The sequence below is a fragment of the Maribellus sp. YY47 genome, assembly GCF_023111095.1.
Taxonomy (GTDB): Bacteria; Bacteroidota; Bacteroidia; order Bacteroidales; family Prolixibacteraceae; genus Draconibacterium.
Genome location: NZ_JALGYW010000010.1, coordinates 91,548 through 108,419, shown reverse-complemented (window position 1 = coordinate 108,419; position 16,872 = coordinate 91,548). Strand labels below are relative to the sequence as shown.

Annotated in this window: 14 protein-coding genes; 5 read left to right on the top strand and 9 right to left on the bottom strand. The window is 44.5% G+C overall.

Annotated elements, in window-relative coordinates; genetic code table 11:
• Positions 1-10: 10 nt before the first annotated feature.
• Positions 11-1,495 (top strand): mannitol dehydrogenase family protein, encoded by a 1,485-nt coding sequence (locus tag MR764_RS10095; protein WP_247979293.1) that lies wholly within the window; start codon positions 11-13, stop codon positions 1,493-1,495.
• Between the two features lie 250 nt (positions 1,496-1,745).
• Positions 1,746-2,381 (top strand): trimeric intracellular cation channel family protein, encoded by a 636-nt coding sequence (locus MR764_RS10090; RefSeq protein WP_247979292.1) that lies wholly within the window; start codon positions 1,746-1,748, stop codon positions 2,379-2,381.
• 48 nt (positions 2,382-2,429) lie between these two features.
• On the opposite strand, the gene MR764_RS10085 is transcribed toward MR764_RS10090, so the two are convergent.
• From MR764_RS10085 to pepT, 3 genes are all read right to left on the bottom strand, one after another.
• Complete coding sequence (locus MR764_RS10085; RefSeq protein ID WP_247979291.1) at positions 2,430-3,062, bottom strand: histidine phosphatase family protein; 633 nt, start codon at positions 3,060-3,062, stop codon at positions 2,430-2,432.
• 504 nt (positions 3,063-3,566) lie between these two features.
• Positions 3,567-4,886, bottom strand: a complete 1,320-nt coding sequence (tilS, locus tag MR764_RS10080; RefSeq protein WP_247979290.1) for a tRNA lysidine(34) synthetase TilS — start codon at positions 4,884-4,886, stop codon at positions 3,567-3,569.
• A 3-nt stretch (positions 4,887-4,889) separates the two neighbouring features.
• A complete protein-coding gene (gene pepT / locus MR764_RS10075; RefSeq protein ID WP_247979289.1) occupies positions 4,890-6,113 on the bottom strand; it encodes a peptidase T in 1,224 nt (407 codons plus the stop codon).
• 277 nt (positions 6,114-6,390) lie between these two features.
• On the opposite strand from pepT, the gene MR764_RS10070 reads away from it, so the two are divergent.
• A complete protein-coding gene (locus MR764_RS10070) occupies positions 6,391-6,801 on the top strand; it encodes a hypothetical protein (protein WP_247979288.1) in 411 nt (136 codons plus the stop codon).
• A 101-nt stretch (positions 6,802-6,902) separates the two neighbouring features.
• On the opposite strand, the gene MR764_RS10065 is transcribed toward MR764_RS10070, so the two are convergent.
• On the bottom strand, positions 6,903-7,589 hold the full coding sequence (locus MR764_RS10065) for a hypothetical protein (RefSeq protein WP_247979287.1): 687 nt from the start codon (positions 7,587-7,589) through the stop codon (positions 6,903-6,905).
• A 92-nt stretch (positions 7,590-7,681) separates the two neighbouring features.
• Positions 7,682-9,157 (bottom strand): proline--tRNA ligase, encoded by a 1,476-nt coding sequence (proS, locus tag MR764_RS10060; protein ID WP_247979286.1) that lies wholly within the window; start codon positions 9,155-9,157, stop codon positions 7,682-7,684.
• Between the two features lie 97 nt (positions 9,158-9,254).
• Between proS and MR764_RS10055 the strand changes: the two genes are divergently transcribed.
• Both MR764_RS10055 and MR764_RS10050 read left to right on the top strand, forming a co-directional pair.
• Positions 9,255-10,709 (top strand): hypothetical protein, encoded by a 1,455-nt coding sequence (locus MR764_RS10055; protein WP_247979285.1) that lies wholly within the window; start codon positions 9,255-9,257, stop codon positions 10,707-10,709.
• Between the two features lie 46 nt (positions 10,710-10,755).
• The gene (locus tag MR764_RS10050; protein ID WP_247979284.1) at positions 10,756-12,264 is read left to right on the top strand and encodes an outer membrane protein transport protein; all 1,509 of its coding nucleotides are present in this window, start codon (positions 10,756-10,758) and stop codon (positions 12,262-12,264) included.
• Between the two features lie 79 nt (positions 12,265-12,343).
• Here the strand turns inward: MR764_RS10050 and MR764_RS10045 are convergent, their stop codons facing one another.
• From MR764_RS10045 to MR764_RS10030, 4 genes are all read right to left on the bottom strand, one after another.
• Complete coding sequence (locus MR764_RS10045) at positions 12,344-12,691, bottom strand: L-rhamnose mutarotase (RefSeq protein WP_247979283.1); 348 nt, start codon at positions 12,689-12,691, stop codon at positions 12,344-12,346.
• A gap of 9 nt (positions 12,692-12,700) precedes the next feature.
• Positions 12,701-14,020: an L-fucose:H+ symporter permease gene (gene fucP, locus MR764_RS10040; RefSeq protein WP_247979282.1), complete on the bottom strand. Its 1,320-nt coding sequence runs from the start codon at positions 14,018-14,020 to the stop codon at positions 12,701-12,703.
• A 79-nt stretch (positions 14,021-14,099) separates the two neighbouring features.
• A complete protein-coding gene (locus MR764_RS10035) occupies positions 14,100-15,179 on the bottom strand; it encodes a mannose-1-phosphate guanylyltransferase (RefSeq protein ID WP_247979281.1) in 1,080 nt (359 codons plus the stop codon).
• Between the two features lie 31 nt (positions 15,180-15,210).
• Positions 15,211-16,866 (bottom strand): glycoside hydrolase family protein, encoded by a 1,656-nt coding sequence (locus MR764_RS10030; RefSeq protein ID WP_247979280.1) that lies wholly within the window; start codon positions 16,864-16,866, stop codon positions 15,211-15,213.
• Positions 16,867-16,872 lie beyond the last annotated feature (6 nt).

Genomic DNA, 16,872 nt, shown 5'->3' with positions numbered 1-16,872 from the left:
AAAAGAACAAATGGAAATCCTGAAATTAAATCAAGCCAACCTTGGTCAAATAGCAACACGAATTTCATCTCCAACCTACGACAGGCAAAAGATAACTTCCGGTATCGTCCACATTGGTGTAGGTGGTTTTCACCGCTCCCACCAGGCGTGGTACATCCATCAGCTTTTGGAAAAATACGGCGTCACCGATTGGGGAATTTGTGGCATCGGTTTGCGGGAAAACGACCGTAAGATGTATGAAGTACTTAAAAAACAGGATTTCCTATACACGCTGATTACTCGCCACCCCGACGAAAAAATCGAAAGTTCGGTGGTTGGTGCAATAAACGATTTTATTCTGGCAACCGACGCGCCACAAGCGGCAATCGATAAAATGGCCGCGGCCGAAACCAAAATTGTTTCTCTGACGATTACCGAAGGAGGTTACAACTTTAATCCCGCCACCGGTAAATTCGATTTTGACCATCCGGATATTCAACACGACCTTGCACAGCCCGATGCGCCCAAAACCGTTTACGGCTACCTGACCGCAGCATTAAGGCAACGCCGCGCCAACGGATTACCGCCATTTACCATCTTGTCGTGCGACAATATTCAGCACAACGGAAAAATGGCACGTGAGATGGTGCTTACCTTTACGGAGCAACAAGATCCGGAACTGGCCTCATGGATCAACGAAAAGGTAAGTTTTCCGAATACCATGGTCGATCGGATTACCCCCGTCACAACCAGCGACGACAGTCAGTATTTACAGGAAACACACGGGATAAGCGACGAATGGCCGGTGACCTGCGAGCCATTTATCCAGTGGGTAATTGAAGATGATTTTTGCAACGGAAGACCGCCGCTCGAAAAACTGGGTGTGCAGTTTGTCACCGATGTTTCGCCCTACGAAAAAATGAAAATCCGCTTGTTGAATGCCGGACACTCTGTACTGGGAATTCCCGGAGCCATTCACGGCCACCCGACGATCAATGCCTGTATGGAGGACCGTATTTTCTCCACTTTTATGCGCCGGTTTATGGATCTGGAAGCCACTCCGGTTTTGGATGCGGTGGAAGGTATTGATCTCGAAAAATACAAAGACGTACTAGAGGAACGTTTCACCAATCCCAACATCAAAGACAGTGTTGCCCGTATTTGTTCCGAAAGTTCGGCCAAACTGCCGAAGTTTTTGATTCCTACAGTTCTGGAAAATTTAAATCGCGGAGGCAGCATCCGCTTTGCCACACTCGTACTTGCGGCCTGGTGCTATTACTGCGACAAGGAAGTGGATCGGAACAAGCGCGCGCTTGAAATTATCGACGCACTGCATCCTCAGTTGCATCAGGCGGCCAGCGATACCGAAAACACCCCGACAGCTTTCCTGGCACAAAAAGATCTGTTTGGAGACCTGATTAAAAATGAAACGTTCACCGATTTGTATAAAAGCTTCGTAAAAGAACTCTACCAAACCGGCGACATAAGAACTATGATGCAGGCGCAAATCCGATAAGTTAAGACCATCGGTTATTCACCTTCTGTATTTACAGGAATATGGTTCAACAGGATTGATCTACTTTTGAAACTGTTTAGCGGTTAGCGATAAGCTTTTGATCACTACTTGTGATTTCATTTTGATACTCTTTCTGAAATTTTGTTTTTTCATGCTCCAAAGGGAAACAGGCCAAAAGCCCCGTTGCTTATCTTTAAATATGCATTACTTTTGCAGTTCACTGCAACCTTTATTTTAACCTTTGGAAGATATGGAAACATTGCTTCAGTACATCAACATCCTCGGGACCTTTGCTTTTGCCATTTCGGGCGCTTTAATCGCCATGAAAAAGAAGCTCGATCCGTTTGGCGTTCTGATCCTGGCCTTTACCACCGCAGTGGGCGGAGGTACCATTCGCGATATGCTGATCGAGAAACGTACCGCCTTTTGGCTGGTGGAACCCGAGTACCTGTATGTGATCGCTGCCGGTACCCTGTTTGCCATTCTTTTCCGCAAAAAACTCACCTACCTGCGTAAAACCATCATGCTGTTCGACAGCGCCGGACTCGGACTGTTTACCATTGCAGGGGTGGAAATTGCGCTTCAGCACGGTTTTGGATTTGTGAGTTGTATTGTTTTGGGAACCATCACCGGGTCGTTTGGCGGGGTAATCCGTGATATTTTTGCCAACGAAGTACCCGTTATTTTCCGGAAGGAGATTTATGCAACCGTAACCGTGCTTGGCGGTATTTGTTATTTGTTGCTGCGAAAAGCGGGCTTCGATTTTATCCTGGTTCAGCTCGTTCCTATTCTGATGATCATCGTGATGCGGGTTCTGGCGGTATATTACAAATGGTCTCTCCCCATTATTTTTGTGAAAGAAGACGAGGATTCGGAAGACGAGTAAATGTGCATCGTTAAACTCCCGCAGACCCAAAAATTCTCCTGGCGTGTGTTACAATTCATTTAATACATTGAGCGAAACCAGGTGTTCAATCACGCCCCATTCTTTTAAAAACCAATTGTTACCGTCGATGTAAAACGAGCTGATCGAAGAATTATTGATCGAGAAAACCCGCGGATTATCCAGGGGAACCGAAAAGGTTCTGTACATCATCATCTCAAGTACCAGCCCATGCGAAACAAGTAACACCTTTTGGTCAGCATATTTGCGGGCTAGGGTTTCTATTTCCGATGTTACGCGTTGGTAAAGCTGCTCAATGGTTTCGCCGCCCGTAAATGCAAACTTTGGGTCGCGTTGTTTATAGCTCCGGTATTCATCGGGAAAGTTCTCTTTTATCTCGGCCAAACTCATTCCCTCCACCTTGCCAAAAGAACGTTCGCGCAGAGCAGCATTGGTTTCATACGGCAGCAAAAGTTGGCTATTGATGATACGTGCTGTTTCAACCGCTCTTTCCAGGTCGCTACTGATCAGCACATCAAATTCACGCTTCGTCAGTGCTTTTGCCACCAATTCGGCCTGTAAAATACCGTTTTCGCTCAACTGGCTGTTACGCTGCCCCTGTATACGCTGTTGTACGTTCCAGAGGGTTTCGCCGTGTCGGATAATGGTAATCTCGGTAGCCATACTTTTTTAAAATTTTGCGCGAAGATGAGCGTTTTTTTCCCGCCAGCGAAAAATTCCGTGTAAAAAAAACATCAAGTTAAGGTTATGGTATTCAACAGAAAAGCATCACCGGGCACCAATGAGTAGTGTGAATTCAATCTTCAGTTTTAACCACTAATAAAACTTCTTAAAATTGAACTCTTCACACAGGTCGCGCACACCTGCATCAGTAAAATGTTCTTTTTTCCTTTATATCAATGAAAATTAAAGAATTTCCACTCCCTGTCCTCTATTATGTCTCCCTGTAACACTTTTGGGCTTTCCAGTAGGGATTTGAGGCGTCCTATTGCATTTTTTCCTTTCCCTGTACAACAGGAAGCACCAAATTTCTAACTGGGAGGGTCTGACCATACTGGACGGGTAAAAACCCTACAGGGCAGGTAGAAACCCTACAGGGCAGTTAGAAATGGTACCCAACGAAGGAAATTGACCGCTTAATACCCATCTTCCACCAAAGGACATTCTTTAGTCCATTCGTAGCACCAGTATCCGTTGCGTTTCGGGGCTTACTTTAAAACGATCGTCGAGGCGGCGCCCCATAATCCAGACGATTTTTTTGCCGCTGCACAGCAACCAGGTGTTTTCTTTTTCGTGAAGCGGAATTTTCTGGTCGATAAAAAAGTCGCTTACCTTTTTCATTCCCTTCATCCCCAGCGGTTGGAAGTAATCGCCCTGTTTCCATTTCCGAATCAACAGCGGAAACTGAATTGTGTCGAGATCGATACAGGCGACATCGGGAGATTTTATGATGTTAAAACCGGCAGCCCCTGTTTTTTCGATGCTCAGCTGAATCGGTTTAAACAGCTCAATGTCTGATTCCTCGATATAAAACAGTTGCTCGCTTTGCTCCTTAAGCGGTGCTACGAATAAAAACTCGCGGTCTTTTACCAGGCGGTGCGTGGGCGAGAAAAACTGTTTCCCGGGTTCGGCATCCAGGCTTTGAAATACCTCATCGATCACCGAAGGATTAAAATGCAGCAGCGAAAGCGCCTCCAACAAAAGTAACTGAGGAAAGGGTGTGGTGCGGAGCTTTTCGATGCTGATCCGGATTTCACCATTCTCGTCTTCCACCACCTGCTCTTTATTACGGTTCAGCACCGAAGTGTACACTTGTTCGGCATCGCGCAGGTTATCGATACTGGCCAGCAGGTTCTTTTTAAAAGCCGGATTCAGCTCGCTAAACAAAGGAAGAATTTTATGCCGCAAAAAGTTACGCTGGTACACCACTTCACTGTTCGTAGAGTCTTCGCGGTACTCCAGGTAATTCTGGGCGGCATACTGTTCAATCTCTTCCCTTCCGGCAAACAAAAGCGGACGAATCAGAAACCCTGCTTTGTCCTTGATTCCGGTCAAGCCTTTTATCCCCGTTTTCCGCGAAAGGTTCAGAAAGAAAGTTTCGATCAGGTCGTCCTGGTGATGCGCAGTGGCGATCCAGTTGTAGTGGTGTTCGCAACGAATTCGTTCAAAAAAGGCATAACGCAGTTCGCGGGCTGCCATTTCAATGGAAATCCCACTCACGCGGGCGTACTCCGTGGTGTCGAAGGTTTCGAAAAACGAAGGAATTCCGTGCATTTGCACGTACTCCCGAACAAAACGTTCGTCGCCGTCCGACTCGTCGCCACGCAGCTGAAAGTTACAGTGTGCCACGCCGTATTCCAGCTCCGACTTTTCGAAGAGGTGCAACAGCACCATGCTGTCGATGCCGCCGCTAACCGCCAGCAACACTTTCTCGCCCGGGGCGATCAGCTGTTTTTCCTTTATATTTTGAATGAATTGTGCCTGCACGGTTTACTTGTGTTTGCCAACCAGTTGTACGATGTTGAGAATCACTTCTACGGCTTTTACCATCGAAGGAATCGGAACAAACTCATAGGGTCCGTGGAAATTATGGCCGCCGGCAAATACATTCGGGCAGGGCAAACCATCGTAACTCAAACGCGCGCCATCGGTTCCGCCACGAATGGCTTTTATTTTTGGTTCTACTCCGGCCAGTTTCATCGCCTCCTGGGCAATATCAATCACGTGCATCACGGGTTCAATTTTCTGACGCATGTTGTAATACTGGTCTTCTAGCTTCAGTTCCACCAGCGGTTTGCCGTATTCCAGGTTAATCAGCTGAACCACTTCTTTCAGCAGTTTCTTCTTTTCCTCAAACTTTTCGAGACTGTGGTCGCGAATCAAATACTGCAATTCGGCTTTTTCCACATTTCCGTTCAGCGACAGCAAATGAAAGAAACCTTCGTATTTTTCGGTATGCTCCGGACGCTGAGTGGGCGGCAACATACCCACCAGTTTGTGCGCCACGAGCAACGCGTTTACCATCTTATTTTTAGCTGCTCCGGGATGCACACTGCGTCCGCTGATTTTGATTTTCGCCCCGGCAGCATTGAAGTTTTCAAACTCCAGTTCGCCAATTTCTCCGCCATCCAGCGTATAGGCAAAATCGGCCCCGAATTTTTTGACATCAAAATGATCGGTTCCTTTTCCAATTTCCTCATCGGGCGTAAACGCAATGCGAATTTTCCCGTGCTTCAGGCTTTTCATTTTTAGCAAAATCTCGGCGGCTGTAACAATTTCGGCGACCCCGGCTTTATCGTCAGCACCGAGCAAGGTGGTACCATCGGCCGTAATGATGTCCTGGCCCTTGTAATTTAAGATCTCAGGAAAATCTTTCGGATCGATCACCACTCCGTTCTTGAGCTCCACCGGTTTGCCGTCGTATTTTGTAATGATCTGCGGATTTACATTTTCACCCGAAAAATCTGGGCTGGTGTCGACATGCGCTATAAATCCAACCACACGACTGTTTTCTACACCGTTGGCAGGAATAGTGGCCGTTACATAACCGTACTCATCCATTTCCACCTCTTCCAGTCCTATTTCGGTAAGTTCTTCCACCAGTTTTCTCATAAAATCCAACTGACGTCCGGTACTCGGATAGGTTGTGCTTTCAGGATCAGAAGTGGTGTATTGTTGGGCATATCTGATAAATCGTTCTGCTACTTTTTCCATATTATATCACTAATTGCTTTCCAAATTTTTATAAGCTTCAAATATACAAAATTAAAATACCGGCGGCTATTTTTTGCCGGGGCTGAAACCCAGTATATGCCTTACTCCTTAACAAAAGCAGGGCGAATAAAGACCCAAGCAACTACTTTGAGTAAACCATTTACAAGCGAACATAAAAATGCTATAAAACTTAACTATAAAACATATTCAAAAGCACAACCATCTTGGTTTAAGTCCGTAATAGCGAACATAAAAATGAACTTAAAATCAATTAACCATGAAAAAACTAAAATGGATTTTTATAGCAGGAATGTGCATCGTCGTCTTTTCGGCATGTAATAGCAACTCCCAAAAGAAAAGCGATCAACGGTCGAATGCCGTTGAAACTACGATAAGTGAAGAACTTCACCAGGCTCACTGCGATTTGCTGGCCAAAGCCAACGAAGAGCTTGCCAATATCAATCAGAAAGTGCGTGATTTGAATGACAAAATAAAAAAAGGTGAAGCACTAACCGATGCCCAAAATGCTGCCCTTGATGAATTTGAAGCCAAACAAGCTTCCATCAACAAGCGAATGCATGATATAAAAAACATCAGGCAGGAAGACTGGGAAAATTTTAAAACAACCTTCGAAAACGATATGCAAGATATCAATGCTGTCATCGATAAGTTACTATCCGAGTTTTAGACAGATAATTTTACGCGGCGACAAAGCAGCAAACGTCAATTCGTTAGGTTTTCACACTCCCCTCAATTATGCCTCAGTCAAATAAAAATTGGCTGAAACGGTCAGACATCGTCGGAGCTGAAAGTAAAGCCCAGCCTTTTCCCGGTTGACATTTTTGAGTGACTGATCTTTTGCTTCATTTGCTCTACCGTAGCCATACTTACCTGGTCGTAATGCGGCAGTAAAAGATCGAATTCGATGCTAAACTGAATGGCTGTTTCAATAATTTGCCGCAATACCCCGGGCGAAATGGTATCGATGGCGAAATCTTTTACCACCTCGTCGGTCTGGTTCTTTCCTTCTACAAAAAAGTGGTTGTCTTTGTTGACAAAAATCCGCGCAACCAGGTAGCCGATGTCGTTCATCCGGTCGTATTTAAACGAGTCGGCCAGAAAATTATAGATATTGATGGTTCCGCAGTACGAACACATCGGGTCGTCTTTCAGGTACTGCGTGTTCCAAACAGGATGTTTATCGTCGAACTGGAAAACATTGGAGTGCATACTAAAAAACAAGAGGTCGCCCGCTACTTTAAACTCCGCTTCGAATGGGCCGCGGTCTTTGTAATAAGGCATAGACGCATTGGGCACGCGGTTTTGAATCGCTTTGTGGTAGTCTCTTTCGAGCTGTGCCAGCACTTTTTTAATGATCGTAAACGTTTTTACCGTGTTGTTGTACACTTCCTGTTTTACGCTCGATTTAATTACCAGGGCTTCCAAAAACGAAGCCCTTATTTCTTTATCGTTCATTTATTTATGTTTGATGGATAAAAGTAGCAAAAGCCGTCTAAAAAAGAAAGCAGCTTTTCAGCTGCTTTCCTATGTTGTTCAAGTATATTTTTTTAATAAGCCAGAGCAAAAAGAACTCTTCGGCCCGACGGTTTACCGGAATAAACACACTTGCCTTCTTCGGGCTCGAATTCGAGCGGCATACAGCGTATGGTTGCCTTGGTTTCGTCCTTGATTCTTTCTTCGGTTTCGGGTGTTCCGTCCCAGTGTGCCGAGATAAAACCGCCTTTGTTTTTCAGTACATCCTTAAACTCCTCCCACGAATCCACTTTGGTGATATGCGCTTCGCGGTAATCGTAGGCTTTCTTAAAAATGTTAGACTGAATGTCTTCCAACAGTTGTTCTACATAATCTTCGATTCCGTCCAATTGTGCAGACGTTTTCTCGAGTGTGTCGCGACGAGCCACCTCAACGGTTCCGTTTTCGAGGTCGCGCGGACCAAGAGCCAAACGCACCGGAACTCCTTTTAGCTCGTACTCTGCAAATTTCCAACCCGGTTTGCGGTTATCGCTGTTATCGTATTTCACTGAAATGCCTTTAGCTTTCAGCTTGTCGATGATTTCATCCACTTTTTCGCTGATGGTTGCCAGCTGCTCCAGTTGGCGGTAAATCGGAACAATTACCACCTGGTAAGGTGCAAGTTTTGGTGGCAGTACCAATCCGTTATCGTCGGAGTGCGCCATAATCAACGCTCCCATCAAACGGGTTGAAACCCCCCAGGAAGTTGCCCACACATGTTCTTCTTTCCCTTCCTTGTTGGCAAAAGTCACATCAAAAGCCTTTGCAAAATTCTGCCCTAAAAAGTGAGATGTCCCCGATTGTAAGGCTTTTCCGTCCTGCATCAACGCTTCGATAGAGTACGTTTCCAGTGCTCCGGCAAAACGTTCGTTGGGCGATTTTATTCCTTTTATAACCGGAACCGCCATGTAATTCTCGGCAAATTCAGCGTAAACATTAATCATCTTTTCGGTTTCCTCGATCGCCTCCTGTTTGGTGGCGTGTGCGGTATGACCTTCCTGCCATAAAAATTCCGCAGTACGCAAAAACAAGCGGGTACGCATTTCCCAACGCACCACATTCGCCCACTGATTGATCAGGATCGGAAGATCGCGGTACGATTGAATCCAGTTTTTATAGGTATTCCAGATAATGGTTTCTGAAGTCGGACGAACGATCAGTTCTTCTTCCAGTTTGGCACTGGGATCCACCACAACTCCACCATTCTCCTCATCATTTTTCAAACGATAATGGGTAACCACCGCACATTCTTTTGCAAAACCTTCAACATGATCGGCTTCCTTGCTAAAAAAAGATTTTGGGATAAACAAAGGGAAGTACGCATTCACGTGCCCCGTATCTTTAAACATTCTATCCAGTTGAGCCTGCATTTTCTCCCAAATGGCGTATCCATAGGGTTTAATCACCATGCACCCTCTAACAGCTGAGTTCTCAGCGAGATCTGCTTTGATCACCAGATCCTGGTACCATTGTGAATAATTTTCGCTCCGCGACGTAAGTTCCTTAGCCATAATCAAATCTTTGGTACAGATTTTGTTTTTATAAATTAAATTTTGAGCTTACAAAGAAAGTAATTATTATTGACATTAAATAAAGGGAGGATAGGTTATGAAATCAAGATTAACAATATTAGTTTCTATGGCGCTGTTCCTGGGTGCCTGTACAACCGGGAGCTACGTTTCCAGCTCATATTCCGACGATGTCTACTTTACTCCTGGCGACGTACCGCCTCCTGTAAGCATTGCTGAAGCCCCTGTTGCCCAGCCTGCCGAAAAATCAGGAAACGCCATGATCATCAGCCAGATCGAAAGAAATGACGATGGATCAACAATGAACAACTACATCTTTGACGGCACTGAAAAAGATGCTGATGTATTGCGTTACAACATGGACCAAATGGAGTTGCAGGATAGTGATACAACCGTCTATTATAATGATGATGAAATGAAATACGTCATCAATAATTACTACGATGGCGACGAACTGGATTATGCCTATCGCATCCGTCGTTTCCATAATCCCTATTTCTACGATCCGTTTTACTGGGACAGCTGGTCATATTATGATCCCTTCTATTACGATCCTTACTATTATTCCTCATGGTACGGCCCATCATGGTCATTATCATGGAACTGGGGCTGGGGTTTGAGCAGCTGGTGGTATAGCCCGTGGAGCAGATGGAACTATTATTCTCCCTACTACAGCTGGGGGTCACCCTGGTATGGTGGATATTATGGAGGATACTACGGAAGTGGCTACTGGGGTGGCGGCTATTGGGGAGGAGGTTACTACCCGGGATGGTCGACCGCTGACAGAGAAAACGTCAGGTATGGAAGACGCACGGCTACCGGCTCAGGAGTGGCCAGGAGTGTAGGTACCCGCGATGCTTCGGCGATTGCAGGAAGCCGCAGAACTACTGCTTCAGGCGATGTTAAAAGCGCGACGACCTCAACAAGGAGAACTACCGGGACGAACGTTAGAAGCACATCAGGCGATCTCAAATCGGGCACCTCGTCAAGAGTCCTGACCGAAGGCCGCAGATCGGGAGAATATACCAGAAGTACAACCAACAGCAACACCAATACGTCTTCGGTTAGAAGCGAAAACAGGTCCACTACACAAAACTACACTCGTCCGGGAACAACCACTACTAACAGGGTTTACACCAGACCGAGTAGCAGTTCGAGTGTAAAAAGCGATTACTCTAAACCAAGAGTGGTAAGCAATACTACCAAATCGAGTAGCACGTATACTTCACCTCGTTCATCGTCTTCTTACAACCGGACTTACAGAGCCAGTTCGACATACAACAAAAGTACAAGCAGCGGAACTTCGTCAAGAACGTACAGTGCTCCGTCGTCTACCAGTTCTACCAAGTCGGGCAGCAGCTACAGCACACCATCCCGTAGCAGCAGTAGCAGCAGTTACAGGAGTAGCTCATCATCATCTTCTTCCGGCTCATCCTACTCTTCTGGAAGCTCTAGCAGATCTTCAGGTAGCAGTAGTTCAGGAAGCAGAAGTTCTTCGGGCTCGTCTTCCAGAAGTAGTGGTGGACGCAGATAAAATGATCTTCATAATTCGAAGTAAAGAATCATAAAACACTAATGCCATGAAACGATATTCCGTTTTACTTGCCATCTTAATCGTATTACCTGGTTTTTTGATGGCCCAGAATTTTGCAGATGCTTATCGTATGTCGTTTAACCATATACAGGGAACGGCACGATCGGCCGGTATGGGAAATGCTTTTGGCGCGCTTGGCGGCGATTTTACCTCCCTTAGCATCAACCCCGCAGGTAGCGCCATTTACCAGTCCGGAGAATTTGTCATCACTCCCGGATACTATGTCAATAAGTCAAAAATGAAGATGGGCGGTACTACCTTCTCCGACAATGACCAGAATTTCATGCTAAACAATGTTGGAGCAGTGGGCACCTTCAAAACCAACCGGTCTGAAGCAGGTATCGTAAGTGTAAACTACGGCATCGGTTACAACCGATTGGCCAATTTCAAAAATAACGCCTTTGCCAATTACAATAACTCATCTGAATCGTATCTCGATGCTATTGTCAATTATGCGAACATCGAATACCAAAATAACGATCCGCTTACGATGAATTATCTGTCTCAGGCAATTGGTGATATCCAGTACAGAGACTGGCCCACAAAACTGGCGTGGGATAATTATTTAATTGACCCGCAAGTCGATGGGAATAACAATAACATTGATGGATTATACCAGAGCATACTTCTCCAGGATGAAGCCGTTGATCAGAGAAAATCATTCTCTCAGGACGGTCACATTGACGAGTATGTATTCAATTTAAGCTTAAATTTCAATCACAATTTTTACCTGGGAGCAACCTTAGGATTTCACGATATCGTCTATTCTTCAAATACGGTTTACGAAGAAAATTTTGAAAATGGTGGAGATCTCACATATTGGGACGACTATTATATGGAAGGCAGTGGTTTTAACTTCAAAATCGGAGGAATCTACAAACCAACTCAAAACGTTCGCTTAGGGCTTGCGTTCCACTCGCCTACATTCTACAACATTGATGAAGAATCAATCCTTGAAATGCAGTCGTCAGAACAGCAGGATGGAGCCGTTGATCCGGGAAGAAATGTATACAGCTACGATTTTCGCACACCGTTAAAAGTGGTAATGAGTGGCGCTGTCGTTTTCAATAAAAGAGGGCTGATTAGTGTTGATGCCGAATACATGGATTATGCTTCGATGCGATACAGAAACGGAGGAAGCGGCTCGGATAACTTCAATGACCTCAACTCGGTTATGAGTCAAAATTTTAAAAGTGTAATGAATATCAGACTGGGAGCTGAATACAAATTGACCAACCAGTTTGCGATCAGGGCAGGATACGAGAATTACGGCAACCCGTTCAAAAGCACATTGGATGCCCAATCGACTTTAACCGATAATATTTCGGCCATCTCAGCCGGTTTTGGATATTCGGTAAATGCATTCTCGATAAATGTTGCGTACACCAATAGTTTGTCGAAAATATCTGACGGAAGCGTTCAACCCAACTATTACCAGGTGAACCGAGAAAATACAAATCAAAATATTTTGCTTACACTGGGATTCAGGTTTTAGGCAAAAATTCAGTTAAGTGGTAATCTAAAAAGGGGGTGTTGTCACCCCCTTTTTTTTATTGAATTGCGCCTGAAATACGCTATTGATCCATTTTATAAATACGTTCCATTAGCTGCCATTTTTCATTGGCACTGGCACTTTCACTCGTCTTTTGAAATTGGGAAACATAAGCTTCCCACTCCGATTGCCGGGGCTTGGAAGCCAATTCGGCCATTGCTGTTTCGTGATCAAAATCAGCGACCGTTTCCATGATCATAAAAAGCGTTTCTCCCAGTAAATAGATTTCCATGTCGGTGATTCCAACTTCCCTCATTCCCTGGGTTATTTCGGGCCACACTGCTCCGGGAGCATGTACCTTTTTATAGGCACTGATCAACTCCGGATCGTCAACCAGTTTCAAGGTTTTGCAATATCTTTTGTATTCCATTTCTATTTTTTAAGATTTTAGTGCCTTATAAGTCCGGCGGCCATAATTGGCAATTACAGCAAAACAAATAAAAGGCAAAATAAATGAGAAGTTAACTTCCGGGATGAAGCCAAACAACTTAAAATCATCATAAGCATTTCCGCCTATATCGATAATATTTGCCTGAAGAATGGGCAACAAAGCGCCACCTACAATGGCCATCACCAAACCGGCCGCTCCCAGCGTTGCATCATCTCCAATATCTTCGAGAGCAATTCCGTAAATTGTCGGGAACATAAGCGACATAAAAGCAGAGGTTGCCACCAGTAAATACAAGCCGGGCATTCCCTGAATCAAAATTACTCCGCTTATCGTTAACATGCCTCCAATGGCAAATAACATCAGCATAAAACGAGCATTTAAATATTTCATCAGAGCAGTACTGATAAAACGGCTGGAAAGAAATAAAACCATTGCCACAATATTGTATCGTTGTGCTTCTGCTTTTGTTAGTCCCAGGTTTTCGGCGTATTGAATGATAAAAGTCCAGCACATGATTTGAGTTCCCACATAAAAAACCTGCGCAATAACTCCTTCGCGATAAATTTTGTTTTTTATTAAACGCTTAAATGAATCCCAGGCGTGAATCTCATGGTCTGCACTTTGGCGTACCGGCATTTTTGAAAAAGCAATAATCACCAACATTAAAATAACCACAAAGCCTAAAATAACATAAGGATTGCGAATTGCAGCCAGGTCCTCGGTACGGATGACAGCTTTCTCAGCCGCACTCAGGCTATCGAACACCAGGTTACCAGTATCATCTCTCGCATCAGACCGCAAACTTGGCAACACCACTTGGGAGGCTATGATCATTCCCATTAATGAGCCCATCGGATTAAAAGATTGCGCCAGGTTCAAACGACGGGTTGCAGTTTCGGGCGAGCCCATCGACAAAATATAAGGATTGGCGGTTGTTTCAAGAAAAGCCAACCCAAAAGTGAGAATGTACAACGAAACCAGAAAGAAGCCGAAAATTTCGAAACGGGCGGCCGGATAAAAGAGTAAGGCACCAATTGCGTATAATCCCAATCCTATAATAATTCCAAGTTTATACGAATACCGTTTAATAATAAGCGCGGCAGGAATGGCCATGGTTGCATATCCGCCATAAAAAGCAAATTGAACGAGGGCAGCTTTTGCATTCGATATTTCCATTACAGTTTTAAAAGCTGCCACCATCGGGTTGGTAATATCGTTGGCAAAGCCCCACAAAGCAAACAGGCTTGTAATAAGAATAAACGGGACAAGAATCTTCCTATCCACGACAATTTTCTTAGTATCTTTCATTTGGTTTTAGTTTAAATTTGATTTCAGGTGCAATCTTTTAGTTCACAACAGCACCTGAGAAGTTTTATTGGTTGAAATTTTACAGGTATTGGTTTTTGTTATCTTTCTTAAGTTGTTCCACAATCTTTTTCACATCTTCGGCTTTATCGCGCCTGCACACCAGGGTTGTGTTGCCGTCTTTCACCACAATCACATCTTCGAGCCCGACCACTGCAACCAGTCCTTCGTCGGAATAAACATACGAGTTTTGGGTATCCACCATTATAGCTTCACCGGCGCCCGCATTTCCATTCTCATCCTTTTTATCGGTCAGGTAAACCGACTCCCAGCTCCCGAGGTCGTTCCAGTCGAAATTTCCCTCCACCAGGTATATGTTTTCAGCATGTTCCATAATTCCGTAATCCACCGAAATGCTTTCTACAGCGCGATAAATCGTATCGAGTGTTTGAGGATATTCCGGTTTTCCTAAATCAGCCTGAATTTTCCGCAAATCGGCGTACAGAGCCGGAGCGAATTTTTCAACTGCTTCCAAAAACACTGAAACTTTGAACACAAATAAGCCGCTGTTCCAGAAAAAGCCTCCTTGTTTCAGGTATTCCGAAGCTACTTCTTCGTTGGGTTTCTCCACGAAACGAGCCACTTTAAACTGGCGGATCTTTTCTTTCCCCGTAATATCCTCGGCAGTCTGAACATAGCCATACCCGGTTGCCGGATACGAAGGCGTAATTCCAATAGTGACAATACCATTGCGTTCATCGGCAATTTTTACGGCGGCCAGCACCGTGTCTTTAAAAAGTTCGTTGTTCTGAATCAGGTGATCTGACGGAGAAACCACCATAATCCCATCCGGATTTTCTTTTTCGGCATACATCGCCGCCAATCCGATACAGGGTAAAGTGTTTCTTCCAACAGGCTCATAAATCAGGTTTGCCTTGGGAAGCATGGATGCCTGCTTCTCCAGCACTTCTGACTGTGTGGCACTCGAAACGATGTAAATGTTTTCTTTTTCGGTGAAGGTCGCAAAACGGTCAATGGTTTCCTCCAACAGCGAATTGTCCCCAAAAATATTCAGGTATTGTTTGGGTCGTGCGTTTTTGCTTCTGGGCCAGAATCTGGTTCCTGAACCGCCAGCCATGATAAGGGTATATAGCATATTCATTGGTAAAGATTTCTATGGACCGGTGAAAATACTAATCCAAATTTATTTTCCCCTCAAAAATTGGTAATTTCTGCCGATTATTCTTTAAAGTAATCGTCGCCGGAATTTCCTTTTCCTTTTGAATACTTTTTGAAATCTTCTTTACAATTTCTGTTTTCTCGTACGGTTTTAAACTTCCAATCTTTCCGTTTAAAACGATTGTATCAGAACCTGTTCCCACCGCAATTTCCCATTCAGAAACCGCCGACTCAACCTGCCCAAAGTTCTGAACCTCAAACTTTAATTCCATTTGATCGCCTGCCATGGAAAGAACAGGTTTTCGGGCTGATAAAAAGGATTCAAGGTACTCGACTCCCGGTAGCTTTGAATATCCGATTATCAGCTTCCCCTGATTGGTTTCACCAACCAATTTCCCTGCAAAATCTACATCGGTAAAACCATTTCCGTTCCCGTCAAAGTTGACGATCAAATCTTTCCCATCGGCTGACGAAGAAAGTGCTTTGCATCCCCCGCCAAAGTTTACTTCCTCGGAAGCTCCAAATCTCAGCGATTCAACATTTATTTCTGTTAACGGATCAAAATCGTTCTCTGCTGAAATTTTTAATCCGATGGTTTCTGTTTTAGACTCAATCTTCTTTTTATTCAGAACTGAAATAAAACGCTCTTTCACTAAAGGAATTGAAATATTCTTTGAACTATGACGGTCATTCCCCAGATCGCCCCACTTCGAAGTATCGATTACCGCAAAATTGGCCTGAATAGCTCTTCCCCACTCATCCTGTAAAATCTTTAAACGTTCGTATTTATACCACTCTTCCTTTGTACCATCTGTATAATTGGCAATCCCGGGTTCGTAGGCCTCTCCCGGTTCAAGTTTCCAGTTTATTCCGTCTTTCGACCGCAGGTAGTATGCAATTCGGCCATACCAATCGTTGACGATCATGTGGTATTGAAATCCGGTTCTCCAAACCACGGGGTCTTCATAACGGCCGTCAAAAGCAGGATAGGCACTCTTGTTACTAACCTGATAGTAAGGTGAAATTCCGGTCTGACTAATCCAGACTCCCCCGCCGCGGCAAATCATCAAAACTGATCCATCTTCGCGTTTTGTAAATGTCAGGTTTGATAATCCTTCAATAATCTTTCTGTCCCGCGGATCAAATTCAAAATGCTGCTTTTCCCATGGACCGTTTAAAGAATCAGAGATATAACAGGCACCAATTACATATATAACATACCTGCCATCTTTTAATTGAAATACCTCCGGATTATGCCCTTTCCCTATGGCCTCACCTTCAACGGTGTAGGGGCCAAAACGATTTTTGGAAACAGCCTGCACTACTTCTGAGTTACTCCAGTACATATGGCCTTTCTCATTTTTTTCCGGCCAGCGACAAACAATCAAATGATAAAGACTGTCGGAACCAACAATGATATTTCCTCCCCAGTACGACCAATCCGAATCCTCAATTCCATTATCGACATAGCGCGGCAGTACTGCTTTCCAGCCCCAAACATCCGATCTTAATTCACCTAAAACAGGAATTGGTTCAAACCTGTCGATAAAAGCACCTCCTTTTACCAGGCTTTCCCAATCCTTTGGGCGTTCGCGTTCAATATCCTGAGCAACACAAGCAATAGAAAAAAAGAGACTGAAAAAGGCTATCGAAAGAATTTGTTTGTTCATAGTTTT